At 61.6% G+C, this 23965-nt stretch carries 22 protein-coding genes and 1 pseudogene; 12 read left to right on the forward strand and 11 right to left on the reverse strand.

What is annotated here, in order from left to right; translation table 11 throughout:
* Positions 1-164: 164 nt before the first annotated feature.
* Positions 165-2621 (reverse strand): protein translocase subunit SecD, encoded by a 2457-nt coding sequence (gene secD / locus PVU19_RS15955; RefSeq protein WP_274789816.1) that lies wholly within the window; start codon positions 2619-2621, stop codon positions 165-167.
* A gap of 374 nt (positions 2622-2995) precedes the next feature.
* On the opposite strand from secD, the gene PVU19_RS15960 reads away from it, so the two are divergent.
* From PVU19_RS15960 to PVU19_RS15975, 4 genes are all read left to right on the forward strand, one after another.
* A complete protein-coding gene (locus tag PVU19_RS15960; protein ID WP_082237989.1) occupies positions 2996-3622 on the forward strand; it encodes an exopolysaccharide biosynthesis protein in 627 nt (208 codons plus the stop codon).
* 281 nt (positions 3623-3903) lie between these two features.
* Complete coding sequence (locus tag PVU19_RS15965) at positions 3904-4149, forward strand: EF-hand domain-containing protein (RefSeq protein ID WP_050664262.1); 246 nt, start codon at positions 3904-3906, stop codon at positions 4147-4149.
* Positions 4150-4195: 46 nt separating this feature from the next.
* On the forward strand, positions 4196-4369 hold the full coding sequence (locus PVU19_RS15970) for a hypothetical protein (RefSeq protein ID WP_235575898.1): 174 nt from the start codon (positions 4196-4198) through the stop codon (positions 4367-4369).
* Between the two features lie 165 nt (positions 4370-4534).
* Entirely contained in the window at positions 4535-5518 is a 984-nt protein-coding gene (locus tag PVU19_RS15975) for a calcium/sodium antiporter (RefSeq protein ID WP_050664263.1), read from the forward strand.
* Here PVU19_RS15975 and PVU19_RS15980 read toward each other — a convergent pair whose 3' ends face one another.
* A complete protein-coding gene (locus PVU19_RS15980) occupies positions 5519-6802 on the reverse strand; it encodes a hemolysin family protein (RefSeq protein WP_050664264.1) in 1284 nt (427 codons plus the stop codon).
* Positions 6803-7079: 277 nt separating this feature from the next.
* Here PVU19_RS15980 and PVU19_RS15985 point away from each other — a divergent pair, with 277 nt between their 5' ends.
* The 6 genes and pseudogenes from PVU19_RS15985 to PVU19_RS16010 all read left to right on the forward strand — a co-directional run bounded on the left by PVU19_RS15985 (position 7080) and on the right by PVU19_RS16010 (position 12573).
* Positions 7080-7433, forward strand: a complete 354-nt coding sequence (locus tag PVU19_RS15985; protein WP_050664265.1) for a CidA/LrgA family protein — start codon at positions 7080-7082, stop codon at positions 7431-7433.
* Complete coding sequence (locus PVU19_RS15990) at positions 7430-8074, forward strand: LrgB family protein (RefSeq protein WP_274789817.1); 645 nt, start codon at positions 7430-7432, stop codon at positions 8072-8074. Before PVU19_RS15985 ends, PVU19_RS15990 begins: the two co-directional genes overlap by 4 nt.
* 60 nt (positions 8075-8134) lie before the next feature.
* Positions 8135-9670 (forward strand): IS21 family transposase, encoded by a 1536-nt coding sequence (gene istA / locus PVU19_RS15995; protein WP_274789756.1) that lies wholly within the window; start codon positions 8135-8137, stop codon positions 9668-9670.
* 17 nt (positions 9671-9687) lie between these two features.
* On the forward strand, positions 9688-10455 hold the full coding sequence (gene istB / locus PVU19_RS16000; RefSeq protein WP_274789755.1) for an IS21-like element helper ATPase IstB: 768 nt from the start codon (positions 9688-9690) through the stop codon (positions 10453-10455).
* 262 nt (positions 10456-10717) lie between these two features.
* Positions 10718-10897: pseudogene (locus PVU19_RS16005) on the forward strand (LrgB family protein); the annotation flags it as partial.
* Between the two features lie 110 nt (positions 10898-11007).
* Positions 11008-12573 (forward strand): Na/Pi cotransporter family protein, encoded by a 1566-nt coding sequence (locus PVU19_RS16010; protein WP_050664091.1) that lies wholly within the window; start codon positions 11008-11010, stop codon positions 12571-12573.
* A 124-nt stretch (positions 12574-12697) separates the two neighbouring features.
* On the opposite strand, the gene PVU19_RS16015 is transcribed toward PVU19_RS16010, so the two are convergent.
* From PVU19_RS16015 to PVU19_RS16045, 7 genes are all read right to left on the reverse strand, one after another.
* Positions 12698-14356, reverse strand: a complete 1659-nt coding sequence (locus PVU19_RS16015; protein ID WP_050664092.1) for a Na/Pi cotransporter family protein — start codon at positions 14354-14356, stop codon at positions 12698-12700.
* A 45-nt stretch (positions 14357-14401) separates the two neighbouring features.
* Complete coding sequence (locus PVU19_RS16020) at positions 14402-15199, reverse strand: phosphodiesterase (RefSeq protein WP_050664106.1); 798 nt, start codon at positions 15197-15199, stop codon at positions 14402-14404.
* A 2-nt stretch (positions 15200-15201) separates the two neighbouring features.
* A complete protein-coding gene (locus PVU19_RS16025; protein ID WP_050664093.1) occupies positions 15202-16011 on the reverse strand; it encodes a carbohydrate ABC transporter permease in 810 nt (269 codons plus the stop codon).
* Complete coding sequence (locus PVU19_RS16030; protein WP_050664094.1) at positions 16008-16901, reverse strand: carbohydrate ABC transporter permease; 894 nt, start codon at positions 16899-16901, stop codon at positions 16008-16010. The genes PVU19_RS16025 and PVU19_RS16030 overlap by 4 nt, the downstream gene beginning before the upstream one ends.
* Positions 16902-16977: 76 nt before the next feature.
* Complete coding sequence (locus PVU19_RS16035) at positions 16978-18234, reverse strand: ABC transporter substrate-binding protein (protein WP_050664095.1); 1257 nt, start codon at positions 18232-18234, stop codon at positions 16978-16980.
* A gap of 42 nt (positions 18235-18276) precedes the next feature.
* Positions 18277-19311, reverse strand: coding sequence for an ABC transporter ATP-binding protein (locus PVU19_RS16040; RefSeq protein WP_050664096.1), 1035 nt, complete (start codon positions 19309-19311; stop codon positions 18277-18279).
* Positions 19311-20087 carry a DeoR/GlpR family DNA-binding transcription regulator gene (locus tag PVU19_RS16045; protein WP_050664097.1) on the reverse strand — a complete coding sequence of 259 codons (777 nt, stop codon included), beginning with the start codon at positions 20085-20087 and terminating at the stop codon, positions 19311-19313. Before PVU19_RS16045 ends, PVU19_RS16040 begins: the two co-directional genes overlap by 1 nt.
* Before the next feature lie 303 nt (positions 20088-20390).
* On the opposite strand from PVU19_RS16045, the gene PVU19_RS16050 reads away from it, so the two are divergent.
* Both PVU19_RS16050 and PVU19_RS16055 read left to right on the forward strand, forming a co-directional pair.
* Positions 20391-21275 (forward strand): HAD-IIA family hydrolase, encoded by an 885-nt coding sequence (locus PVU19_RS16050; RefSeq protein WP_050664107.1) that lies wholly within the window; start codon positions 20391-20393, stop codon positions 21273-21275.
* A gap of 147 nt (positions 21276-21422) precedes the next feature.
* Positions 21423-21842, forward strand: coding sequence for a hypothetical protein (locus PVU19_RS16055; RefSeq protein WP_152911695.1), 420 nt, complete (start codon positions 21423-21425; stop codon positions 21840-21842).
* A 363-nt stretch (positions 21843-22205) separates the two neighbouring features.
* Here the strand turns inward: PVU19_RS16055 and PVU19_RS16060 are convergent, their stop codons facing one another.
* Both PVU19_RS16060 and PVU19_RS16065 read right to left on the reverse strand, forming a co-directional pair.
* Positions 22206-22571 carry a DUF983 domain-containing protein gene (locus PVU19_RS16060; RefSeq protein WP_050664099.1) on the reverse strand — a complete coding sequence of 122 codons (366 nt, stop codon included), beginning with the start codon at positions 22569-22571 and terminating at the stop codon, positions 22206-22208.
* Positions 22572-22890: 319 nt separating this feature from the next.
* Positions 22891-23898, reverse strand: coding sequence for a DmpA family aminopeptidase (locus PVU19_RS16065; protein ID WP_235575883.1), 1008 nt, complete (start codon positions 23896-23898; stop codon positions 22891-22893).
* Between the last annotated feature and the right edge of the window lie 67 nt (positions 23899-23965).

Here is a 23965-nt window from a genome sequence, read left to right on the forward strand (position 1 = left end):
TTCAAGTCTTCTACCAAGGTTACCAACGTTAAGTGTGCCTACTAAGCAGTGGAGGCGTTCATCGTGGGAGCGAAACGTATACGAGGCCCTAAACAAGACCATCACGACGTCAAAAGCCAAGGCTTTGCAAATCTGAGCCCCAGGTCAACTGATTTTGATCAGGGTCAGATCGCATCGCTGGTGCGAGAACCCGTCGAGCGACCCGCACAGTTTTTTCGCCAATCGCCGAGAAACAAGAGCAGAGGCGCCGCGATGAACACCGAAGAGGATGCAGCAGCTACGATGCCAAAAACCATCGGAATCGCAAAGCCCTGAACGGCTGCGCCCCCCCAGATCGCCATCGGTAGCACTGCTAGCAACGCTGTGCCCGATGTGTAAATTGAACGCGCGAGCGTCTGGTTGATCGACAGGTCGATCAGGTCGCGCAGCGGCATGTCCGGATGACGGCCCGCGTTCTCGCGCATCCGGTCATAGACCACGACCTTGTCGTTGACCGAATAGCCGATCAGCGTCAGTAACGCGGCTATTGCCGTCAGACCGAAGTCTAGCCCGATCAGAGCGAGGAAACCGACCGTCTTGGTGATGTCGAGCGCGAGCGTCGCGATGGCGCCCACCGCGTAGGGCCAGTCGAACCGCGCCCAGATGTAGACCAGCATCGCGGCGCTTGCCGCCATGACAGCGACCAGCCCGGCGACTGCGAGCTCGGTGCTGACGCGAGGTCCGACGATCTCGGCCCGGTCGATGGCGGCATGCGGCGCGACCTCCGTCACGACCGACCGCACAGCCTCTGCCGCCGCCGTTTGCGCGGTCTCACCTCCTGGCTGCTCCTCGACGCGGATCAGGACCGAGCGACCGCTATCGCTCTCCTGCAAGGAAATCTCGCCGAGGCTGAGCCCCTCCATTCCCGTCCGCAGGGCTCCGAGATCGACAGGCGCGCCGCTGCGGGCTTCGATGAGGGCGCCCCCACGGAAATCCACGCCGTAGTTCAGACCCGGCGCAACGAAGAGCCAGACCGAGGCCACGGACAGGACCAGCGACACAGAAAGGCCCGCGAACCGCGCACGCATAAAGCGGAAGGACGGAACCGATTTCGCCACGAGAAACCCGAAAAGAGGCCGGATGTCGAAGGTCTTGGGCCTGTGCGTGCGCAGGTGGATGTCCATCGCCGCGCGCACCACTGCGACGGCAGTGAATAGCGAGATCAAGATGCCGAGCCCCATGGTCAGCGCGAAGCCCCGAACCGGGCCGGACCCCAGCCAGAACAGCAACGTGGTCGCGATCAGGGTGGTGAGGTTAGAATCGAGGATGGCACGATACGCCCGGTCAAAGCCCGCCTGCACGGCCGATGCCGCCCGCTTGCCGGCCCGCGTTTCCTCGCGGATGCGCTCGTTGATCAGCACGTTTGCATCAACTGCTAGCCCCATCCCGAGGATGAGTCCCGCAACCCCCGGCAGCGTCAGGGTGGCGCCGAGGAGGACAAGTGCCGCAACGGTCAGCGCCACGTTGATCATAAGCGCGGCGGTCGCCACCGCCCCCCAGGCGCCGTAGAGCGCCACCATCATGGTGGCGACCAGGGCAAAGCCCGCGAGCCCCGTCCAGAGCCCCATCGATATGGCGTCCGCGCCAAGGTCTGCGCCCACGGTCCGCTCCTCGATGACCTCGAGCGGCACGGGAAGGGCACCGGCGCGCAGGAGAGCCGCAAGCGTGGTCGTTTCCTCGACCGTGAACGCACCACTGATCTCGCCGGAACCACCGAGGATCGGTTCCCGGATCACCGGAGCGGAGATGACCTGACCATCAAGCACGATGGCGAAGCGCTGCCCGACCAGTTCCTGTGTAAGTTCGCCGAAGATCCGCGCCCCCTCCGCATCGAAGCGAAACTGGACGACCGGTGCGCCGGTCTCGGGATTGAAGCCAGCGCCGGCATCGGCAAGCCGCTCGCTATCCAGCGCAGGACGCGCAGTCACCGAGACCCATGCGCCGTTAGCCTCGGGCAGACGCAGTGCGCCAGCGGCCCCGTCAGCGACGACCCTGTGAAACGTCATTTGCGCAGTTGCGCCCAGCAGCGCCCGAAGACTTGCGGGGTCGCTGACACCCGGCATCTGCACGAGGATGCGGTCGCGCCCGAGCGACTGGATCGACGCCTCGGCGACCCCGGCCTCGTCGATCCGGCTGCGGATGACTTCGATACTGCGCGAGACCGCATCAGCCTGCGCCAGAGCGACGGCCGAATTGCGCATCGCAGCCGTGAGCCCGCCCTGATCGGCACGAAGCGTGAACGCAGGTTCCGTCTGTCGCAAGGGGCCGCCGCCGACCTTAGGCATCACGTCGAGTGCCTTCTTCATGGCCGCTTCCGAAGTCATGCCGCCAGGGACCGCGATCGTGAAGCCACCGCCCTCCGACGTCGTCTGAACGCGCAAGCCAGGATCGACGTCGACCAAGGCCGCGGCAAAGTCGGACAGGAGCCCCGTGCGGATCGAGGCTTCGTCGGCCCGCAAAGTCAGGGACGCGCCTCCGCGCAAATCGAGGCCAAGGGAAACAGGCTCCGTCGGCCAGGCTTGCGCGAGATGTCGCGGTATGAAGGTCGGCAGGGCAATTGCAAGACCGGTCAGAACGACCAACGCGTATAGGGCAAAACGCCAGAGGGGCAGCTTCAAGACCGAGGTCTCCAATCCCGGAGACGCCGGGCTCGTCTCGCCGATCATCGAAGCGACAAGGGCCCAGACTGCGGGGCCTGTTCTGCGACTGGCAGCGTGGAAATTGTATCTGGGAAGACGGCGCACAAGATGCCCAAAAAAAGAAACTGGAGCCGACGGATTGAAAGACCGCAGGCGATCGCCACTTGTCTGTTGCTCGAGGGTCAATTCCTTGAGATGGCCCGTGCCGCGTCACGAAGTATGAAAGAGGGTTTAGTGCGAGCCGGCGTGCTTGGATTTTTCGAATGGAAGTCCTGTTTCTCGATCTCTTCGGCAGAGGCCATGGAAAACATCGTTAAATGAACACTCAGCCTGATGTTGTCTCCACCCTGTGCGAAGGGCCTCGCCGACTGTCCGATGTTCTACGCGATCTGGAGGCCGGACTTGGCCCTCGCATCGCACTGGGCGACCTGGTTTCCAGCCTGCGAGATCGAAGCTTCGCACCTCTTATGGTGCTTTTCGCGGTGCCAAATGTATTTCTCTATCTGCCCGGTTCGTCGGTCATCACCGGCCTGCCACTTATGATCATCTCCCTTCAGCTTATCGCCGGTCGCCCTTCCGTCTGGCTGCCCAGGGCCCTCAGCGACAGGTCGCTTGATCGCGCAAGCTTCGCACGTATCGTCCGCTACTCCTTGCCTTGGGTCGCGCGGATCGAACGGCTGGCAAGACCACGCCTCTGGCCGGGTGCCGCGGCTGGCGTCGATCAGCTGATCGGGATGGCCTGCCTCATCATGGCGCTCTTACTGTTCCTCCCGATCCCGTTTGCCAACGGGCTGCCAGCGCTTGCCATCATCGCGCTCGGCCTAGCGTTGAGCGAACGGGACGGGATATGGCTCGTCGCCGGCCTCGTGGCATCTGCGCTGGCCATGGTGGTCGTCGCGGCCATCATTGGTGGTGGTGCGTTTGCCGTTGCCAAAATTTTCTGACGGCACAGACGCCAGCCACTTCCGGCTTGCGCCTCACGTAAAACTCCGCGCGTATGGCGCGTGGTGAATCCCGGATCCAGGTCAACCGCGCATTCTCTCTGCTCGGAGGGCGTTAATGCTTGATTCAAAAAGAAATAACCCTCATGCCTTCCGGGCTTCCGAAGCCTTACGAAATTATTTTCGGCTGACGGTCAGAAGACCTTGAATAGGCTGTTGTTCATGCTGATTTCTCTGCTGCATGGGAGGATGGTCCTTCCATGACATTCCCTTGGAGAACACACATGCGTCGTGCAGCAGTTGGTGCCATGGTGGTCGCTCTGTTCGCGGCCCCGGCTTTTTCGCTTACGGTTTCAGAGGTCGATACCGATGGCGACAGCCTGGTTTCCTTTACCGAAATGTCGGTGCTCTATCCCGACCTGACTGAAGAGGTTTTCGCCGAAATCGACACGAGCGGCGACAGCTTCGTTGACGAGAGCGAACTGACCGCCGCCCTTGAGGTCGGCACGGTCGCTGAGCCCAACGAATAAACTCTTCCGTTAGCACAGAGACATTCGGACTCGAAGGATCAAAGCTATGGCTATGAACACCCAAGCTCCCAAACAGACCAACTTCTGGCTCTGGGGCGGAGCAACAATCGCGGCAATCGTTCTGATTGCTGCACTCGGTTACGGGATCGACTGGTCTGGTGGCAGCGCCGCTGACGCGGTTTCTCCCACCATCGAGCAGACGGCACCAGTCTCGGAGTAACTCCGAGCGCCTTTTGACACATGTGCCCCCGGCGATTAATCATGCCGGGGGCACAGTTATTACCAGGGTAGCGACCGCCGACGTCGTCTTTCGACAAAGGTGCAGCACTGGCCTTGCCGGACGGGGCAAGCGCACACGCCTACGGAACAACCAAGAGGTTTGAGAATGCTTGAGATCTGGCTGCCGCTCATCGGAGGTCTAGTTCTGTTGATCGCGGGAGGGGAGTTACTCGTCCGTGGGGCAGTTCAGGTCGCCACCGGGCTTGGCATCTCGCCGCTAGTGATAGGCCTCACGCTGGTTGGCTTTGGAACGTCAACGCCGGAACTCGTCACTTCGGTGCAGGCGGCGCTGTCCGATGCCCCGGGCATCGCTTACGGCAACATCGTCGGCTCCAACATCGCCAACATCCTTCTGATCGCGGGCGTCGCCGCACTGATCAGCCCGATGGTCATCGCGTCGGTCGCTCTAAGACGTGACGGCGCGGTAATGGTCGCCGTTGCCGTCGCTTTCTCTGCCGCGGCGTTCCTCATGCCGCTTGGCCGGGTCGTGGGCGTGATTTTCATCGCCGCACTGATGGGATATATTTATCTCGCGTTTCGCCAGGAAAAAGCGTCCATGCCGGAGGGTCACGGTGCGGTCTATGACAAGAGCCTCGCATTGCAGGAAGCCGACGCCGCGCTCGCACCTCCAAAACCGCCAGAAAAATCCCTGCTCATTTCGATGCTGATCGCACTCGGCGGTCTTGTGCTTGTCGTGATCGGGGGACGCTTCCTCGTTGACGGTGCCGTGTCCCTCGCCCGCGGTTTCGGCATCTCCGAGACGGTGATAGGCCTAACCATCGTCGCAGTCGGGACGTCGATGCCGGAGTTGGTGACCTCAGTCGTCGCGGGGCTTAAAAAGCAGGGCGACGTGGCTTTCGGCAACATCGTTGGCTCCAACATTTACAACATTCTCGGGATTGGTGGTTTCACCGCCCTAATCGCGCCCGGCACCGTCCCGGTCGAGATCGTGACTTTCGACAACCTCGTAATGATTGGCGTTTCGCTAGCATTAGTCGCCTTCGCTTGGACCGGACTGAGGATCGCACGATGGGAAGGAGCGGCGCTGCTAGCCGGATACGTCGTTTATGTCTATGTGATCTGGCCGTGATCAGTTCCTTGCAGCAGGACGCTTTTGAGCCCGCTGCACGAGCAACTTGTCAATGCGCCGACCGTCCATGTCGATCACCTCGATCTGCCAGCCCTGGAGCCAAACGACCTGGCCCACAGTCGGCAGTTTTGCCAAGAGATATAGAACCAGACCGGCAACGGTCTCGTAGTCTCCATCGTCCTGAATGGGAATCTCAAGCCTATCCGCGAACTCGTCGATGGGCATCCAGCCCGCAACCAGCAAAGAACCATCATCACGCTCAACGATCTTTGGCTCATCGGTTTCGGTCTCGTCGAAGCCTCCGGCAATCGCGCCGAGGACATCCATCGCGGTGACGATGCCTTCAAAGTGCCCGTATTCATCATAGACAAGCAGCATGTGCTCGGATGAGCTTCGTAGACGGTCGACCACGTCCATGGCTGGAAGGGCATCGTGGATCACCGGGGCATTCATCATCAACTGACGCGGATTGAAGTTTTTACAATCTGCCCGAAGCAGATCCCTGCTGTGGAGGATGCCAACGATGTCGTCTGGACCGCCATCGCGGAGCGGTAGGCGCGACCGTCCAGACGTTTTGAAGCGTTCCAGGATATTATCGAGCGTCTCACCCGCGTCGGCTATGGCAACTTCATGCCGCGTGGTCATGAGTCCTTTCGCCGTGCGGTCTGCGATCCGCATGACACCCTCGATCATGGCCGTTTCGCCCTTCTCGATGACGCCAGCGCTTTTGGCCTCGGCAATCAACAGGCGTATTTCTTCATCGCTGACCCGATTTTGCCGCCTTTGATTTTGCCCCAGTATCTTCAGCACCGCTTTGCCTGACCTGTCTAGGATCCAGACCAGTGGCGCCGCTATAACTGACAGAAGCATCATTGCCGGAGCGACGCGGGCAGCGATGCTTTCCGGGTTTGACAAGGCGATCTGCTTCGGGACCAATTCGCCTATCACCAGAGAAAGATAGGTGACGAGCACGACGACGGATCCTACACCGAGCGGCTGGGCTATAGCGACCGAGGCACCAAAATCTTCAAGCGTCGACGATACGCGCAAGCCGAGCGTTGCGCCGGAAAACGCCCCGGACACGACGCCGACAAGGGTAATTCCAATCTGAACCGTGGATAGGAATCGCCCGGGGTCTTCAGAAAGTCGAAGAGCCTGGAGAGAGCCGCGATCGCCGCGCACCTTCAATCGTCCAGGCCGTGCGGACACGATTGCAAGTTCAGACATTGCGAGCGCGCCGTTAAGCAGGATCAGGCTCCCAAGAATCGAAAGCTCGAAAAACATTACCAAAGGCCCCAATGTAAAAGTGTGCTCAAACTGACCATAGAGGTCGGCGCGCCGATTGACAAAGAGACCTGCAACCAGTGAGTGCGGTCGCATTGATGGTATCCCATGATGGGACTCTGGGCTTGACCGGTGGAAGTTAACGCGAACGCAGGAGTTGCCTGCATGGCGTGACGCCCCGGGCTGGGCGGCCATCATCGGCTGCGAGATACGAGTGCAGGCTCCGGACCAAGATGTCATAAAGGGCAGGCGTTCTCTCCTGAAGAGGTAAATTGCCATGCTTCCAACACTCGGGCTGCTTCTGGCCTGCCAACTTATCGGAGAAGTCACCGTCCGGGGCATCGGTCTCTCGATCCCCGGCCCTGTCCTCGGGCTTGCCCTTCTCATCGTCATCCTGCGTCTCAGGCCCGCCCTGGCCGGAGAGCTGCGCCCCACCATCTCAGTCATCCTCGCCAACCTGTCGCTGCTCTTCGTGCCAGCGGGCGTCGGCGTGATCGGCAATCTTGATGTGCTGTCCGAGGATTGGTTCGCGCTCCTCATCGTTCTGGTGCTCTCGACGCTTCTGGCCATGCTGGCCTCCGTGGGCACATTTCTCGCCGTGCGCCGCGTGACCGAGGGACCAGCGAAATGACCGGCGTAGCAAATCTCTGGAGTTATCTCTCCACGACCCCTCTCCTGTGGCTGACCGCGACCATCCTCGCCTACCTCGCCGCGGATGCGATAGCCCGACGGCTGCACAACCATCCGCTCGCCAACCCGGTGATCCTCTCGGTCCTCATCATCGCGCCGGTGCTCTGGGTCACGAAGACGGAATATGCGACCTATTTCGAAGGCGCGCAGTTCATCCACTTCCTGCTCGGCCCCGCGACGATCGCCCTCGCGCTGCCGCTCTGGGACAACCGCGAGACGATCGGCACCTCTGTCGCGCCGATCCTCCTGGCACTTGTGGCAGGCTCGGTGACCGCCGCAGGCTCGACCATCCTGCTGGCGCAGGCGTTCGGCCTTTCGCCCGATGTGATCCTGTCGCTCGCCCCCAAATCGACCACCGCGCCCGTGGCGCTCGGCATATCCGAGGCCGTCGGCGGCCTGCCCGCGCTGACGGCGGTGCTGGTGATCCTGACCGGAATCACCGGGGCGGTGATCGTGACCCCGCTGATGACCGTGCTGCGTATTCCACGGGTATGTGGCCATCGAATCCATGAACATGTGGCCACGGATTCCACGAGCATGTGGCCACCGGTTCCACGGCATGTGGCCACCCCTTTGAGATAGACCTGCGGGGCGATCTGACCCTGCCTATTCTGCGGCCCATTGAGGAAGCAGGAGGGCGAGATGGAAAGGTTGCCAATGCGCAAGATCAAGGATGTTCTACGACTGCGCGCGTCGGGGTATTCGACGCGCAGGATTTCGGAAAGTCTGAGGCTGGGGCGGACGTCGACGCGGAATTATCTTCAGCGCGCCTCTGCGGCGGGGCTGTCGTGGCCGGATGTTCAGGATATCGATGAGGTCGCTCTCGAGCGACAGCTTTTTCGACAGGTGGCCGGCGCGGAGGACCCTCTGTTCGTGGAACCGGACTGGGCAGAGGTCAATCGTGAGTTGAAGCGCTCCGGTGTGACCCTGCGCCTGCTTTGGGAGGAATATCGCGCGCGTCACCCTGATGACGGCTATGGATATTCCGCCTGGTGCCAGCATTACCGCGCGTGGGCAAAGCGGCTGTCCCCCTCGATGCGCCAGCGCCATGTCGCGGGCGAGAAGCTGTTCGTCGATTATTCCGGCGTGCGCATGGAAGTGACGGATCCCGCCACGGGCGCGCGCCACCCCGTCGAGCTGTTTGTCGCGGTGTTGGGCGCGTCGAATTACACTTATGCCGAGGCCAGCCGGAGCCAGACATTGCCGGACTGGATCGGCGCGCATGTCCGCGCGTTCGAGTTCTTCGGCGGCGCGCCGGCCTTGATCGTGTCGGACAATCTCAAATCTGCCGTGGTCCGGGCATGTTTCCATGAGCCGGGTGTCAATCGCAGCTACACCGATCTTGCGCGCCATTATCATACGGCCATCCTCCCGGCCCGTCCTTACAAACCACAGGATAAATCGAAAGCGGAAGGCGGGGTGCTTCTGGTTCAGCGCTGGATCGTTGCGCGGTTGCGCAATCGGGTCTTTTTCTCGCTGGAGGAGTTGAACGCGGCCATCCGCGAAGAACTCGTGCGCCTGAATGCCCGTGTCAGCCGTCACCTTGGTGCGTCGCGCCTGGAGCTTTTTGAACGGCTGGACAAACCCGCCCTGATCCCGCTGCCCCCGACACGCCATGCCCATGCCGATTGGAAGAATGTCACCGTCGGAGCCGATTACCACATCCGCATCGATGACCATTACTACTCGGTCCCCTACGACCTTGCGCGGGCGGCTCTTTGGGTGCGGATCACGGCCAGCACCATCGAGGCGTTTCAGGGCGGCAAACGTGTTGCCAGCCACATACGCGCGGGTCCCGAGGATGGGCGCGAGACGACGGTAACGGCGCACATGCCCGCCAAGCACCGCCATTATGCCGGTATGACCGCTTCGACAGTTCAGGCCGAGGCCCAAAAGGTCGGTCCGAACGTGGTCACGCTCGTCGAGGTCATCCTGCGCAACAAGCCAAGACCGGAACAGGGCATCCGCGCCTGTGTCGGCATTCTCAAGCTGAAGCGCGGCTCTGGTCCGGAAAGACTGGACACGGCCTGCGCACGCGCGCTGGCGCTCAACGCCTGCTCGCTCAAATCCGTCACCTCCATCCTGCAGAACCGCCTGGAGGACCAGCCCATCGAGGTCGCGCCAGACGCGCCCACGATCGCCCACGCCAATCTGCGTGGTGCGAAATATTTCCACTGAGCCAAAGGAGACACCGAATGCTCACACATCCCACCCACGAGGCGCTGCGCGCGCTCAAACTTGACGGCATGGCCGAGGTCTTCGCAGACCTTCTGGCACGCGAGGGCAGCCGGCAAATGGATCCGGTCGAATGGATCGGCCTGATGCTCGACCGCGAAAGCGCAACGCGTGACAGCCGGCGCTTTCAGACGCGTCTGCGGGCCGCGAAACTGCGCGAGAGCGGCGCCTGCATGGAAGACGTCGACTATCGCACCGCGCGCCAGCTGGACCGCGCGCTGTTCCGAAGCCTCCAGGATGGTGCCTGGATCACCAGACACCGCAGCATCCTGATCACCGGGCCATGCGGGGTCGGGAAGTCCTGGTTGGCCTGCGCCCTTGGTCATGAAGCCTGTCGGCAGGGCAAGACCACCCTCTACTTCCGCATGCCGCGCCTGTTCGGCGAATTGGCTGCCGCGCGCGGCGATGGCAGCTTCGAGCGGATCTTCCGCAAGATCGTGCGCGCCGATGTCCTGATCCTCGATGATTGGGGCCCGGAACAGATGACCGCCGGTCAGCGGCGCGACATGATGGAGATCGTGGATGATCGTCATGGCCGCAAGGCAACGGTCGTCACCAGTCAACTTCCGGTGGAAAAGTGGTATGACATCATCGGCGATCCGACCTTCGCGGATGCGATCCTCGACAGGCTTGTGCATCACGCTCACCGGATCGAACTCGATGGCCCCTCGATGCGAAAAAACCCGCCGCCCGACCCCGTGGTCGAAACCGACGAGGCCACACAATGACAACCATGTCCCGCTCAGGCTTTGCCCACAGGGCCCACCCACGCGCCCGTCGCCGCCAGCTATATGATAAGCGCTGCGCCGGGCGCGCGGGTCCCCCCATGGACAAACCCAGCCCAACCGTCGGCATTGACCCAGACGTGAAAATCACGTCATGAAGAAACTGCCTCGCAGATCACCTCACGGGTGTGGCCACATGTCATGGAATGACTGGCCACATGCGCGTGGAACAGGTGGCCACATGTCGTGGAATACGCAGACCGTGCTGCGCATCAAGGATTGGCGCGCGCGGGGCTTCTCCGTCGGGCTGGCCTCGCACGGCATCGGAACGGCGCGCGCCTTTCAGGTCAATCCGACGGCCGGGGCCTATGCCGGCATCGCGATGGCGCTGAATGCCCTGCTCACGAGCCTGATCGTGCCGGTGCTCGTGCGGTGGCTGATATGATGAGCCGGGTGGGCGCCGCCGCGAGGTCTCCAGTTTTGCCCATGTTCCTGACCTGTGGTCGTATTCTGCCGGAGGCAGCCGCATTCTCTGCGGCAAGGGGTTAACGAGACATGTCTGAAACACTGACAGCACTGGGCGGGATCGGCCTGTTTCTTCTGGGCATGAAGATCATGACCGAGGCGCTGCGCGAGGCGGCGGGCTCGAATCTGCGTCGCTTGCTCGCACGGTTCACCACTACACCGCTGCGGGGCGTGGCGAGCGGCGCGCTCACCACGGCGGTGATCCAATCATCCTCCGCCACCACGGTGATGACCGTGGGGTTCGTGGGGGCCGGGCTTCTGAGTTTCCCGCAGGCGCTCGGGGTGATCTACGGGGCCAATATCGGCACCACCGTGACCGGCTGGATCGTCTCTCTGGTCGGCTTCAAGCTGAAGCTGGGCACCCTGGCGATGGGGCTCTTGTTCCTTGCGAGCCTGGCACTTCTCCTGTCACATGGGCAACTGGCACGGATCGGACGGATCGTGGCGGGCTTCTGCCTGCTCTTCATCGGGCTCGACATGATGCAGGAGGGCATGTCCGGCGCCGCCGCCTGGATCACGCCCGAGCGCACACCAGGGCCGGGATTGGGCGGAATGCTGGCCATGGCCGCACTCGGCTTCGCGATCACGGTGGTGATGCAGTCGTCCTCGGCGGCCATCGCCGTGGTGCTGGTCTTGCTGAGCGGCGGCGCCTTGCCGCTGATCCAGGCCGCAGCGGCGGTCATCGGAATGAACCTGGGCACCACCGTGACCGCGCTGATTGCCACGATCGGCGGATCGCGCGCCATGCAACAGACCGCGATCGCGAACCTATTGTTCAACCTCGGGACCATGGTGCTGGCCTTTCCCATGCTGCTTTTGATCACCGGCCCGCTCGAAACGCTGGCCGCCCGCAGCGGAGCGGACACCGCGCTCGTGCTGTTTCACACCGCGTTCAACCTTCTGGGCACCCTCGTCTTTCTTCCCCTCACCGACCGTTTTGCCACGCTGGTGTCATCGCTGCGGCCGGACCTCGGCGCGCTCGCCCTCCCGGAACTGGACCGCCGTCTTCTGACGGACGAGGGTGCGGCGATTCAGGCTGCGCACGGTGCCATGACCTGGGCCGCGCGCGAAATTTTCGCGGCCTATGCGCTGGCCCTCGGACCACAAGGCGATGTGCGGCGGCTGTCATCGCTTACCCCCCGTGTGACCCTCGCGCTCGAGGACCTGAAGGATTTCATGGCCCGGATCTCGGTGCCACACGACAAACCCGCCGAAGCCGCCGCCTACGCCGCGCTGATGCACCAGGTCGACCACCTCGTGCGCCTGATCGAACAGGCTGAAAATCGCGGGTTCGCCCGCGTTCTGAAACACGATCTGGTCACACGGCGACCCGCCCGTTGGTTTGCCGCCTGCCTCTCGCCCACCCGGGCGCTGGCACTTGTCTGCATCGGCACGCATATGGCGCGCATGACCGCTCAAGTCTCGCACCGCTTCACCCGGCACCGGCGCGGCCTTCTGCTGGGCGAGCACGCAGGCCTCTACTCGGTGCAGGAGACCTTTCAGGCAACCGACGCGATGCGGTGGCTCAGCCGGATCATGCACAACGTCCAGCGCGTCGGAGAATACGAACACGAGGTTCAAGACAGGTTGGGCTAGGCACTGATCCACTCCGGACCTCCTCTTGGCCATGACCGCGCAGATCCAACCAACCGCGTGATGGGGGGACGGAGGCAAGACCTCGACTTTCCGAACGCCATCCCGTCGAAGAAACCGGCATAGCTCAGGACGATGCCAATCGGCTCTCGAGCAATTCGCCACGATCTTCCAGCACCGGATAGGCAATCATCGCGAAAGAGGTGTTCAACATCTTCAGTGCGCGCAGTAGATCGAGATGGATCGCACTGGTTTCGAACGTCTCCGCCAGACCTTTTCGAAGCCGCTTGAGATGCCTGCGCTGCAGGTTCTGCTCCAGATCGCGAACCTGCTCCTTCTGCTCGACCAATTCCCGGGCAAGGCCGATATCTTCCGACATCAACACCGAAATCCCGTGCTGCACATTGCGCAAAACCACGTCGTGAAAATCCGATAGCTCGCGCCACCCCTCGGGCGAGAACTCCAGGTTCTCGACATCCTTGGCCCGTGCGAGATCGACCATCTTGCGCGCGATCACATCCGCACCCGCCTCGAGGTTGACCGCAATCCCTGACAGCTCGAAGGCGCGATTGCTGGTGTCCTCGTCCGGATCGTGGCTGCGCACACGCGAAAGGTATGTGCGAATATCGAGCGACATCTGGCTCAGGGCCTTCACCTCGGCGCGCTGCGCTTTCGCCGTGGCATCATCATAGCGTTCGAACAAACCGATCCCGGTGCGCAGCATGATCTCGATGCGATGCGCCATTTCCACCAGTTCCCGCTGTGCGCAGCCAAACGCGCGTTTCGGCTGGTTCTGAACCGTCGGATCGAGCGCGCTGCGCGACGCGCCCTCCGCCTGCAACTGCGGCTCATCCGGCACGATCATCTTGGCCATCTTCATGAAGGGTCCGACCAGTGGCAGGCTGACCAGAAGCAGCACGACATTGAACGCCAGATGCACAAAGAGCGCCTGATGCCCTGCATTCATATCCAGGCCGGCAAACGGCAGGTCATGGTTCGCCAGCCACACCAACAGGGCACCAGCCCCGCCGCCGCGCAATACCAGGTTGCACCAGACAACCCGACGAACCGCGCTTTCGGCATTGAGGGTCAGCACCACGGCGACGATCGAGCCGCCAAGATTGGCCCCGAGGACCATCGCGAACGCTACGTCCACGGGCATGACGCCCTCCGCCGCCAGCGTCGCGAATAGCAGCACGGCGGCCACGCTGGAATGAACCAGCCACGCAAAGAGCGCGGCGATCACGAAGGCTAGAAGCGCGTCCTCAGCCAGATAGAGCATGGCGACCTCAGCGCCCGACATACCAGTCAGCGGAAGGCTCGCCTCGCGGATCAGGTCAAGCGACAGGAAAACCAGGGACAATCCGATCAGGATTCGCCCAACCTGCCGCATCCGCCGGGCCGAACTGCGCAAGAAGATCATGACACCCGCCAGCAGCAAAACCGGCGTAACCACGGCAAGCTGCGAATTCAGCACCAAGGCGACGATCGCCGAGCCGAGATCGGCACCAAGCATGATCGCAAGGCCCGCCACGCTACCAATGGCGCCGGTCGTGACAAACCCCGCCATCAGCACCGCCACGGCGGTCGAGCTTTGCATCAGCACTGCCGTCGCCGCCCCCGACCCCGCCGCCGCGAGGCGGTTCGAGGTCGAGCGGCGCAGCCAGAGCCGCAGCTTGGCGCCAAGCGCCCGTTCAAACCCCGTGCGCACCAGCCGGACAGCCCAGATCAGCAGGGCCGCGGCTGCGGCCATGTTGACGACAAAGAGAACGGGTGTGCTTTCCATAAGGCTCCAAGGGGTTTGCCGATGCCGGCGCGCATCAGCGCGATTTCAGAAGATGAACGGACCTTCATCATATTCGAAGGGCAGTTCGGTCCAGACCCCGCCGGGGGCCGTGTCGATCAGGCCGCATCCGGTGGGCCCGGTCATGAAACCTGCCGGTGCATCCGCCCGCCGGTCAAACGCGAAGGCACTGCAACAGGCCGGGGCCGTCACGACCGGATGCCGCCCCAGCAGACCATGATACACACCATGCACATGCCCCGCCAAGACACGAACCGGTGCGTCGTGCCGATCAAGAACGTCCCGCAGCGCGTCGGGATTTGCCAGGCCGATCGCATCCATGAAGCGGATGCCGGTCCGCAGCGGCGGGTGATGCAACGCCACGACGACCTGCAAGCCCCCGGCCCCGGTCAGCGCCTCGGACAAAAGCGCGCGGCTCTCATCGCGCAAGGTGCCCCCACCCTGTCCCTCAATCAGCGTATCAAGCCCGACGATCCGGGTGTCGCCGATATCCGACACCCAGTCGATCAATCCGCGCGGCGCGATTTCAGGCAGGTCGGAAAACGCCAGCCTCAGCGTCTCGCGGCAGTCATGGTTTCCCGGAATCACAAGCAGCCTCTCTCCCAGCCGCTCCAGCTCTCGCTGCGCGATGGCGTAGCTCTCGGCGCTGCCATCATCGCTGATGTCGCCGGTCACCAACACCGCGTCGACGGGGCCGATCGCATCCATCCGCGCGCAGAGCGTCGTGATGGCCTCATGCAGCAGATGCCCGGTATCCAGCCGACCGGAGACAAGCTGCCCCCGCGCGACCGCGTGAAGATCCGAAATATGCAGCAACCGCGCCACGTTCACTTGATCCCAGTGCGCAGAAAGGCCTGCACGAACTGCCGCTGAAATACCAGAAAGGCGATCAGCAGGGGGGCCACCGACATGATCGTCGCTGCCGAGATCACGCTGATATCGACGCCGTTCTCGGGTGCTGCAAAGATCGACAGCCCCACCGTGAGCGGCCGTGTCTCGGGCGAATTGGTGACAATGAGCGGCCACAGGAAATTGTTCCAATGGGTCGAGACCGAGACCAGCGCATAGGCCAGATAGGTGGGCCGCGCGAGGGGCACATAGACCCGCCACAGGATCCCGAACCAGCCACAGCCCTCCACGCGCGCTGCCTCGTGCAGCTCGATCGGCACGCCTTTGAACGCCTGCCTCATCAGGAAGATGCCGAAGGCCGACGCCATGTAGGGCATCCCCACTCCGAGGATCGTATCGAACAGGCCCAGCCGCGAGACCATCACGTAATTCTCGACGATCAGCACCTCGGGCAGGATAAAAAGCTGCATCAGGACGAGCAGGAACACGACATCCCGCCCCGGGAACCGCACCTGCGCAAAGGCAAAGCCCGCCAACGTGGTGACGATGAATTGCCCGATCAGGATGACTGTGACCAAAAGAAAGGTGTTGAGGAAATACTTCAGCCACGGTGCCCCGGCCCAGGCGGTGCGGAAATTCTCCAGCGTCCAGGGCGCCGTAATATTGAAATTCACCGCGTCCGAGGTCGTGTGAAACGCCGCCCAGAACGCGAAGACCAGTGGCGAGATCCAGATCACCGCCAGCAGCAGCGCGCCGAAGGTCTCGATATGTCTCGAAAGGCCGCTCATTGGTAATGCGTCCGCTTGTCGAGGATGGTGAACTTGACGCCCGCCACGATGCCCAGCACCAGCAGGATCAGGATCGTCATCGCCGCCGCCTGCGGCGCGTCGAAAAAGGCGAACGCCATCTCCCAGATGTAATACAGGATCAGCTTCGAGGCGTCGTTCGGCCCGCCCTTGGTGAGGATGAAGAGATGATCGATCAGCTTGACCGAATTGATCAGCGCGTTGACCATGATGAAGAGCGTGGTCGGCATCAGGAGCGGCAGCACGATGCGCCGGGTATAGGTGAAACGGCTCGCCCCTTCGATATCGGCGGCTTCCTTGAGGTCTTCGGGAATGGTCTGAAGCGCCGCGAGGTAGAAGATCATGAAGAACCCGGCCTCTTTCCAGATCGTCACGATGATCACCGCCCAGAGCGCCGTCTCGGGCTGGCCCAGCCAGTTGACCGATGGCAAACCGAACAGCGCCCCGATCTGATCCAGAACACCCAGACCCGGCGTGTAGAAGAACAGCCACAGATTGGCGGCGGCGATCATCGGCAGCACGGTCGGGGTGAAATAGGCGGTGCGCACGAAACCGCGCGCCGGGATCTTGGAATTGGCCCAGAGCGCCATGCCCAGTGCGATCGCGATGGAAATCGGGATCGTCGCCCCGGCATAGATCAGATTGTTCGTCGCCACCTTCCAGAAGGTCGGATCGGCGAAGAGATCGGCGTAGTTCTCGGTGCCAACAAACTCGGTCGGACGCCGCCGCGTTCCACGGCTGAACAGGGACGTCCAGAGCGTCGCCATCGAGGGGTAAAAGGCAAAGGCCGTCAACAGGATCGCGGCGGGCGACAGCAGGAGCCAGCCGTAAATCGCCTGTCTGCGGCGCTCGATGTTCACTTGGGTCGGCATCTTGGCCCTTCTGCGAAGTCAAATACCGGCGCCGGGCATGTGCCCGACGCCGGAGAAGTGGAATACCGGTCTAGTGTTACCGGTAGTCCTTCAAAAGCCGCTCGGCAGCGGCCTGTGCCTCGGCCAGCGCATCGGCGGGCGATTTGCTGCCTGTCAAAGCCGCCTGAATGGCGTTGTTGAGCCCGTCACGCACGCGCGCCGTCTCGAAGGTCGAGAACTCGGCGACGGCGTTTTCAAGCTGGTTGCGCGCCACCAATGCAGGTGGGAACTCTTCCGTGTAGGCCTTCAGCGCCTCGGTTTCATAGGCGGCGGGCGACACGCCCATGTAACCCGTGGAGATCGACCATTCAGCCGCCTGCTCGGGTGCTGTCATGAACTTGATCAGCTTGAGCGCTGCGGCGCGTTCCTCGTCGGTGGTGTCCTCGAAGACGTAGAAATTGCCGCCACCGGTGGGCGAGCCGGGCCGCTCCCGGGCGGGCAGTTCGGCCACGCCGAAGTCAAACTCGGCACCGTTCTTGACCGCCGTGAGGTTGCCGGTGGAATGCCACATCATCGCGGTCTGCCCTTCCAGAAACGCCTGCCGCAGCGTGCCCCATTCGACCGTGCCCTCGGGCATGATGCCATGCTCGGTCGAGAGCGACTTCCAGAATTCCAACGTCTCGACAACCGCCGGGTCGTCGAAATAGGTCTCAAGCCCGTCGCCGGACATCAGTTCCTTACCGTTCTGGATCGCCAGCGCCTGGAACATCCAGTAGGGATACCCGGTCGAGGGGATCATCAGACCGTAGGTATCGCCCTCGGTCAGCGTCTTGCCCATGCTCACCATCTCGTCCCATGTGGCGGGCGGCGCGTCAGGGTCGAGACCGGCGGCACGGAACATGTCCTTGTTGTAATACGCCACGATGGTCGAACGCTGGAACGGGACGCCCCATGTTTTGCCCTCGATCCGGCTGTTGGCCATCAGCGCGGGGTAAAAACTGTTCAGCCAAGCCGCATCCACGCCCTCGATATCCTCGAAGGCAACGATGCGTTCCTGCTCGATCAGGTCATAGGCGTCGATGGAGAACATCACCGCCAATTGCGCAGGCTCGCCTGAGGCGATGGCCGACAACGCGCGCACGCGGGTGTCGTCGTAGTTGCCCGAATAGATCGCGTTGACCTTGATCTCGGGGTTGGCCTCCTCGAACTTGGCGACGATACCGTCGACCACCTCGGTCAGCGCACCGCCCACCGCGATCGGGTAATACATCGTCAGTTCGGTTTCCGCGGCAACCGGCGCGGCGCTCAATGCCGCGAATGCGCTTGCCAGACTTATCTTCCTGATCGTGTTCATAGTTTTCTCCCTTGAATTAAACACGGTATTCCCGACGTAACGTCACGCCGTCACGCCATTCGGATGCCGCAGCCTGTTTCCCTCCGCGTCGAAGAAATGCAGGTCTTCATCGGCAAAATCGATTTCCAGGTCCTCGCCCGCCGGGATGTTGCGCAATCCCGGCATCGAGATGGTCAGCCCGTTCGCGCCGGGATGCGTCAGCCCCACAAAGGTCTCGGAGCCCAGAAATTCGCATTCGGACACCCGGCATTTCAGCCGCCCCTTGCCCGGCTCGGCGAGGCGCAGGCTTTCGGCGCGCAGGCCGATGGTGCTGGCACTCTCATAGCCGGGGATCGCCGCCCCCTCGATCAGCGCCATCGGCGGCGCGCCCACGAATTCGGCGACAAAGGTATTGGCGGACCGGTAATACAGGTCCGAGGGCGCGCCGCTCTGCTGGATGCGCCCGTCCTTCATCAGCACCACCATGTCGGCCATGCTCATGGCCTCGGTCTGATCATGCGTCACGTAGATCACCGTGATCCCCAGATCGACCTGCAACTTCTTGATGTCCTTGCGCACCGAGGCGCGCAGCTTGGCGTCGAGATTTGAGAGCGGCTCGTCCATCAGACACAGCGGCTGGTTGGCCACGATGGCGCGCGCTAGCGCCACGCGCTGCCGCTGCCCGCCCGACAATTCCCCCGGCTTGCGCGCCTCAAAGCCCACAAGTCCGGTGATCTCAAGCGCGCGGTGCAGTTTCTCGCGCCGCTCAGCGGCCCGCACCCTGCGCACCTTCAGGCCAAAGACCACGTTCTCGGCCACGCTCAGATGCGGAAACAGCGCGTAGGACTGGAACACCATCGACAGGTTGCGCTCCGACGGCGCGGCGGTGGTCACGTCCCGCCCGTCGATCCGGATGCGTCCCTCGTCCGGCAGTTCCAGACCCGACAACAGCCGCAGCGTCGTCGACTTGCCGCATCCCGATGGCCCGAGCAGCGCCACGAACGACCCGCGCAGGATCGACAACGAGACATGCTCGACACCAAGCTGCCCGTTCCAGCGCTTGGCGACATTCTGCACCTCGACGAATGCCTCGGGCATTATTCGGCCTCCTCTGCAAAGGTGATCCGGTCCCCGAGCTGTTCGACCAGATGGGAAAACGGCTCGGCGGGCGGGCGGTCGCAGATGACGTGGTCGATCTGCGTGATCGTGCCGCCCACGGCAGGGGCAAGACGCCCGAACTTGCTGCGGTCGATGACAAGGACCGAGGTCTGCGCATTGCGCCACATCCGGTAGGTCGCGCGCACCTCGGCCTCATGGAATTCAAGTAACTCGCCCTCGGCCCCGATCCCGGCGGTGCCGAAGATCGCGTATTCCGCGCGGTAGCGGCCAAAGAACTCGACCACCTCCTCACCCACAAAATCCCGGTCCGGCAGTCGAATTTCCCCGCCCGGCACGATAATCCGGTTCGAGATCTCCTCGCTCAGCGCCATCGCCACGCTCAGGTTGTTGGTCACAACCGTCAGCTCCTTGCGCCGGTGCAGTGCCCGCGCCACGCTCAGCGCGGTAGAGCCGATCGAGATGAACAGCGTCGCGCCATTGGGTATCAGCGCGGCGGCGGCACTCGCGATCGCGCGCTTACCCACGAGGTTGGTGCCCGCCCGCTGGTCAAAGGGCGTGTTGCGCCGACCCTCGGCAAGCTCGATCCGTCCATGCGAACGGTGCAGGTTGTCGCCATCGCACAGGATATCGAGATCGCGCCGAATGGTCTGCATCGAGACGCCGAACATCTCGGCAAGCGCGCCGACGCTCACCCCGCCCTGTTCCTGAACGACCTGCTGAATGAGATCGCGCCGCCTAATTTTCTTCGACGCCATGACTGGCTCCATCGTTTTGCTCGAGTGTTGAGCATGCATTGCAACAAAGCAACATTTTTATGCGTTGCCTTGTTGGAATACGCGAGGCCGACTGAATCCCGGCAGCCCGCACAACCATCAAAAACGCATGCTTTTTAGCGCTGAATCAGACATAGCCAAAGATTGTAACGTCGGCATGAAATGTCGTATTGTTGTTTTTACTTTTATTTTTCTGCCCGCACTGTAAGTTTTTCTCCAGCCCGGATGCAGCGTCCGGATCTGCGGGAACCGCAATTCTGCAACATCAGGGGATTCGCCAGGCTGATGGATACCGTCGCAACCATTTTCGACCGATACGAGGCGGTGCGACATCGCCTGCCCTCGGCCAGCGCCGCGACCGCAACGGCGCAGATCGGGTCTCTGCACGACATCGCCGCGCAGGCGGACGCCTTTGTGTTCGATGCCTACGGGGTTCTCAATATCGGCGAGGCGGGCATTCCCGGCGCATCGCAACGTCTCAGGGAACTGCGCGATACCGGGTGCCGAATCCGCATTCTCTCCAACGCCGCGAGCTACAGTCATGCAGGTGCCGTGACCAAGTTCCGAAAACTCGGCATGGGCGTCAGGGACCACGAGATCATAACCAGCCGTGACGCGACCTTGGCGCAGCTGGACGGCAGGTTGTGGGGATGTATCGCGGCAGTCGAGGATGATCTGTCGGACATCCCCTGTCCTACGCGCCGCCTCGTCGATGATCCCGCAAGCTATGACCAGGTCGACGGCTTCGTGTTTCTGTCGACCGAGGTCTGGTCACTGGACCGACAGGCGCTTCTTGAAGACGCTCTTCTCAAGAGGCCCAGACCCCTGATCATCGCCAATGCAGACCTCGTTGCGCCCCGCGAACACGGTTTCTCGCTGGAGCCCGGATATTTCGGCCATCTGCTGGCAGATCGCGGTATCCGTGATATCCGATTTGTCGGCAAACCGTTTCCTGCAGTCTACGAGATGATCGAAGCCTCGTTGCCCGAGACGCCACCGGGTCGGATCGTCATGTGCGGCGATACGCTCCACACGGATATCCTGGGGGCGGCAGCGCGCGGCTGGCAGACGGTCCTCGTCGAGCACGACGGGCTTTTCTCCGGCCATGATACGGGTGCGTATGTCAACCGAGCCAGGCTATTTCCAAACTGGAGGCTATCGAGAATCTGACTCGGCTCGCGTGATGCCGACATTGTGGGCATGCTGTGTTTGCGCGTATGATCCCAAGTGTGATCACCCTGCGCCGACCCCCGGATGCGTGCCGTGTCATCGCACCCTGACCACGTCTCTGCTTTCGACACAACAAGGAGACCACTCGTGAAATGGACAATGCGCCTGGGATTTCTGGCCCTGATCGCTGGCCCTGCGTTTTCTGAAACCTGGACCTGCCAGGTTCCCTACGACGAGGTCAACGGCGGGGGAAGCGTCACCATAGAGGACGACCGTCTGGTCTTCGTATCCGACTGGCCACATCGCGAACCCGAAATCCTCAAATGCATCAGGAGCGGCCCCATAAGCGAATGCATGTCGGCGGACCTGGCCGTGACCGGAGATGGCAGCGCGTCTGTTTTTGCAAAACTTTATTCTATCGTCTGGCAACGTGACGGCGCGCCGGCGACGATCACGACAAGGCAGCCCTCTGCCATCTTCAAGGAACAGAAAGATGGATATGCGATGAACGAGGTGTTTCCCGCCATCGGTTACGTATTTCCGGTAACAGATTGCAAAGCAGACTGACAGGACGAAGCCTGCCGGCAGCAGGCGCGCCTCTCAAGGATGGCTGCACGGACTAATGATTTTGTGAATGTTCTTCGTTCAGCGTTTCGATCCGTAATCCTAGACATGCAGAAAAGTGACAACTAGACCCGAGGTCGTTGGTCAAGCTGAATTATCGCCCGAGATGCCGGAGGCACCATGCCATTCCAGAACCGCGTCGCCCCCACTGGCGAACTTCACACAGTCTCTTCCCGAGGAACGCTTATGGGCAACCGCGGCATCATTCATGATTCCGAAGGCAGGAATCTCAAGACCCACGCGCATCAGAATTGGGTCACATGCGCGCTGCACTATAAAGGCCGCAAACAGGTGCTAATGGCACACCTAGAAGCCGTAAAGTCGCTTCGCACACTGGAGGCCGATAAACATACCTTTGACGCGGGGAAGGATGAATAGTGCCAGCATCGTTGCGAGCGCCATCATTGACAAAGCGACCCAAAGTGGCTTGGGCTCGAAGAGGGAATAAATCAGGCCAAAAATTGGGAAGATGATCGCAACCACGACCATCAAGGTAAAATATGCGGGGCCATCATCGACGCTCGCGTGATGAAGTTCCTGCCCACAGCAATTGCATTTGTCTTTAACCTTGAGGTATCCGGAGAGGACCTTTCCTTTTCCACAAGATGGGCACTTCAGCCGGAGACCTCTGAAAATCGCCTTTCGCGTATCGCGTTCTTCGTCAATCGGCATGGCATTATCCGTTTTTCTCGTGTCTGTTTGGGCTGACAGAAGTCATTGCATGATGCAAGTCGAACGGCAGACAGCTCCCGAATAGTGTGAATTCACCCGATCTATGATTTCGCGCACGCGGCGAAAGTCCGGTCTGACGAGCCAAAACGCAGCGATGAACATCGAAGCTGGAAAACTCTTGCTAAGGGCGGTAGAAGGTTCGGGATCGGACCAACAACCCAAAGGGCTCCGATTCCGGCTGGATGAAAGTTCAGTGGCAGGTCACAGTGTCCGAATTTCGGCGGGTAGCTCACACAAGCAGATTTAATGAGCCATACTATTACTTTTCGAGATTGAAGAAAGCACGCAGTCGTTGCGTATCTATAGCTTTGCAGACCCCACGCGCAGGGCGCGCGAAAGGAACATCCTGAGCAGCAAAAAGCGCGTTGAGCACGGCCTCATCTACAGCCTCGACCGCTGCCATATAAACCGGGTCAAGATATTCGTCATTCAACGCCGTCATGTTTCGCCAAGGTCCAGAGCATTGTGGTAGGGCCATCTCATTCGCGGTAGAAAAAGCGAGAAAGATGTCTCCCGAATTGTTTCCGCCCGGAGACCCCGAACGGCCGATGCCGATGGCAGCGCGCCGAGCCAAGCGTTCGAGTTGGCCCGGCAACAGTGGAATATCCGTAGCGAGTATCACGATGATCGAACCCCGCTCAGTGACCATGTCAGGCACTCGGTCCTCAAGCATCAATTCACCCACGCGCTGGCCACTAATCGTAAGCCAAGGGCGGAGGCCATGATTAGCCTGAACAAGCGCCCCGACGGTAAAATCCTGGTCGTCGACCTTAACTCTCCGAGAAGATGTCCCGGTCCCCCCCTTGAACTCGTAGCAGATCATGCCCGCACCGCCACCGCTGTTACCCTCGGTCACAGGGCCCGGTCGCGCTGCATCTATTGCTGCACGCGCGTGCATCTCCGCTACATGCAGCCCGTTGATGTCACTTAAAACACCGTCATATGTTTCCCCTACTATCGGCATGGCCCAGAGATGGTTGGTTTCCCAAGTGTCTCCATAGACCTCAATCATCCAGCGCACTGCCGCCTGATGTGCAGCACCGACAGCATGCGTGTTGGTCAGCAGGATCGGGCCACAGAACCAGCCGCCATCACGCACCCAATGGGCGCCAGTCATCTCACCATTTCCGTTTAGACTAAACTGCCCGGCCCAAAGCGGTTTTGGCTCCGGCTCCCGCCCCCGCGGTAGAATCGCAGTTACGCCAGTCTGCACGGGAATCCCACGGGTCATGAGCGAAGGATCTCTCGAAGACAATAACTCGGTCATGCCTACCTCAATGCCTTCTATATCCGTGATCGCATTGAGCGGGCCTGGCGTGCCGGGCAGATTAAGC

Origin of the sequence: Roseovarius tolerans, assembly GCF_028885395.1 — a bacterium.
Lineage (GTDB): Bacteria > Pseudomonadota > Alphaproteobacteria > Rhodobacterales > Rhodobacteraceae > Roseovarius > Roseovarius tolerans.

Excerpts from the sequence above, each read along its gene's own strand:
- PVU19_RS15980 (WP_050664264.1), bottom strand. The coding sequence starts at position 6,802 with ATGTTTTTCGAGCTTTCGATTCTTGGGAGCCTGATCCTGCTTAACGGC.
- PVU19_RS16045 (WP_050664097.1), bottom strand. The coding sequence starts at position 20,087 with ATGGCGTCGAAGAAAATTAGGCGGCGCGATCTCATTCAGCAGGTCGTT.
- PVU19_RS16050 (WP_050664107.1), top strand. The coding sequence starts at position 20,391 with ATGGATACCGTCGCAACCATTTTCGACCGATACGAGGCGGTGCGACAT.
- PVU19_RS16010 (WP_050664091.1), top strand. The coding sequence starts at position 11,008 with ATGTCTGAAACACTGACAGCACTGGGCGGGATCGGCCTGTTTCTTCTG.
- PVU19_RS16015 (WP_050664092.1), bottom strand. The coding sequence starts at position 14,356 with ATGGAAAGCACACCCGTTCTCTTTGTCGTCAACATGGCCGCAGCCGCG.
- istB (WP_274789755.1), top strand. The coding sequence starts at position 9,688 with ATGCTCACACATCCCACCCACGAGGCGCTGCGCGCGCTCAAACTTGAC.
- istA (WP_274789756.1), top strand. The coding sequence starts at position 8,135 with ATGGAAAGGTTGCCAATGCGCAAGATCAAGGATGTTCTACGACTGCGC.
- PVU19_RS15970 (WP_235575898.1), top strand. The coding sequence starts at position 4,196 with ATGGCTATGAACACCCAAGCTCCCAAACAGACCAACTTCTGGCTCTGG.
- PVU19_RS15965 (WP_050664262.1), top strand. The coding sequence starts at position 3,904 with ATGCGTCGTGCAGCAGTTGGTGCCATGGTGGTCGCTCTGTTCGCGGCC.
- PVU19_RS15985 (WP_050664265.1), top strand. The coding sequence starts at position 7,080 with ATGCTTCCAACACTCGGGCTGCTTCTGGCCTGCCAACTTATCGGAGAA.
- PVU19_RS15960 (WP_082237989.1), top strand. The coding sequence starts at position 2,996 with ATGAACACTCAGCCTGATGTTGTCTCCACCCTGTGCGAAGGGCCTCGC.
- PVU19_RS16030 (WP_050664094.1), bottom strand. The coding sequence starts at position 16,901 with ATGCCGACCCAAGTGAACATCGAGCGCCGCAGACAGGCGATTTACGGC.
- PVU19_RS16065 (WP_235575883.1), bottom strand. The coding sequence starts at position 23,898 with ATGACCGAGTTATTGTCTTCGAGAGATCCTTCGCTCATGACCCGTGGG.
- PVU19_RS16035 (WP_050664095.1), bottom strand. The coding sequence starts at position 18,234 with ATGAACACGATCAGGAAGATAAGTCTGGCAAGCGCATTCGCGGCATTG.
- PVU19_RS16060 (WP_050664099.1), bottom strand. The coding sequence starts at position 22,571 with ATGCCGATTGACGAAGAACGCGATACGCGAAAGGCGATTTTCAGAGGT.
- PVU19_RS16025 (WP_050664093.1), bottom strand. The coding sequence starts at position 16,011 with ATGAGCGGCCTTTCGAGACATATCGAGACCTTCGGCGCGCTGCTGCTG.
- PVU19_RS16040 (WP_050664096.1), bottom strand. The coding sequence starts at position 19,311 with ATGCCCGAGGCATTCGTCGAGGTGCAGAATGTCGCCAAGCGCTGGAAC.
- PVU19_RS15990 (WP_274789817.1), top strand. The coding sequence starts at position 7,430 with ATGACCGGCGTAGCAAATCTCTGGAGTTATCTCTCCACGACCCCTCTC.
- PVU19_RS15975 (WP_050664263.1), top strand. The coding sequence starts at position 4,535 with ATGCTTGAGATCTGGCTGCCGCTCATCGGAGGTCTAGTTCTGTTGATC.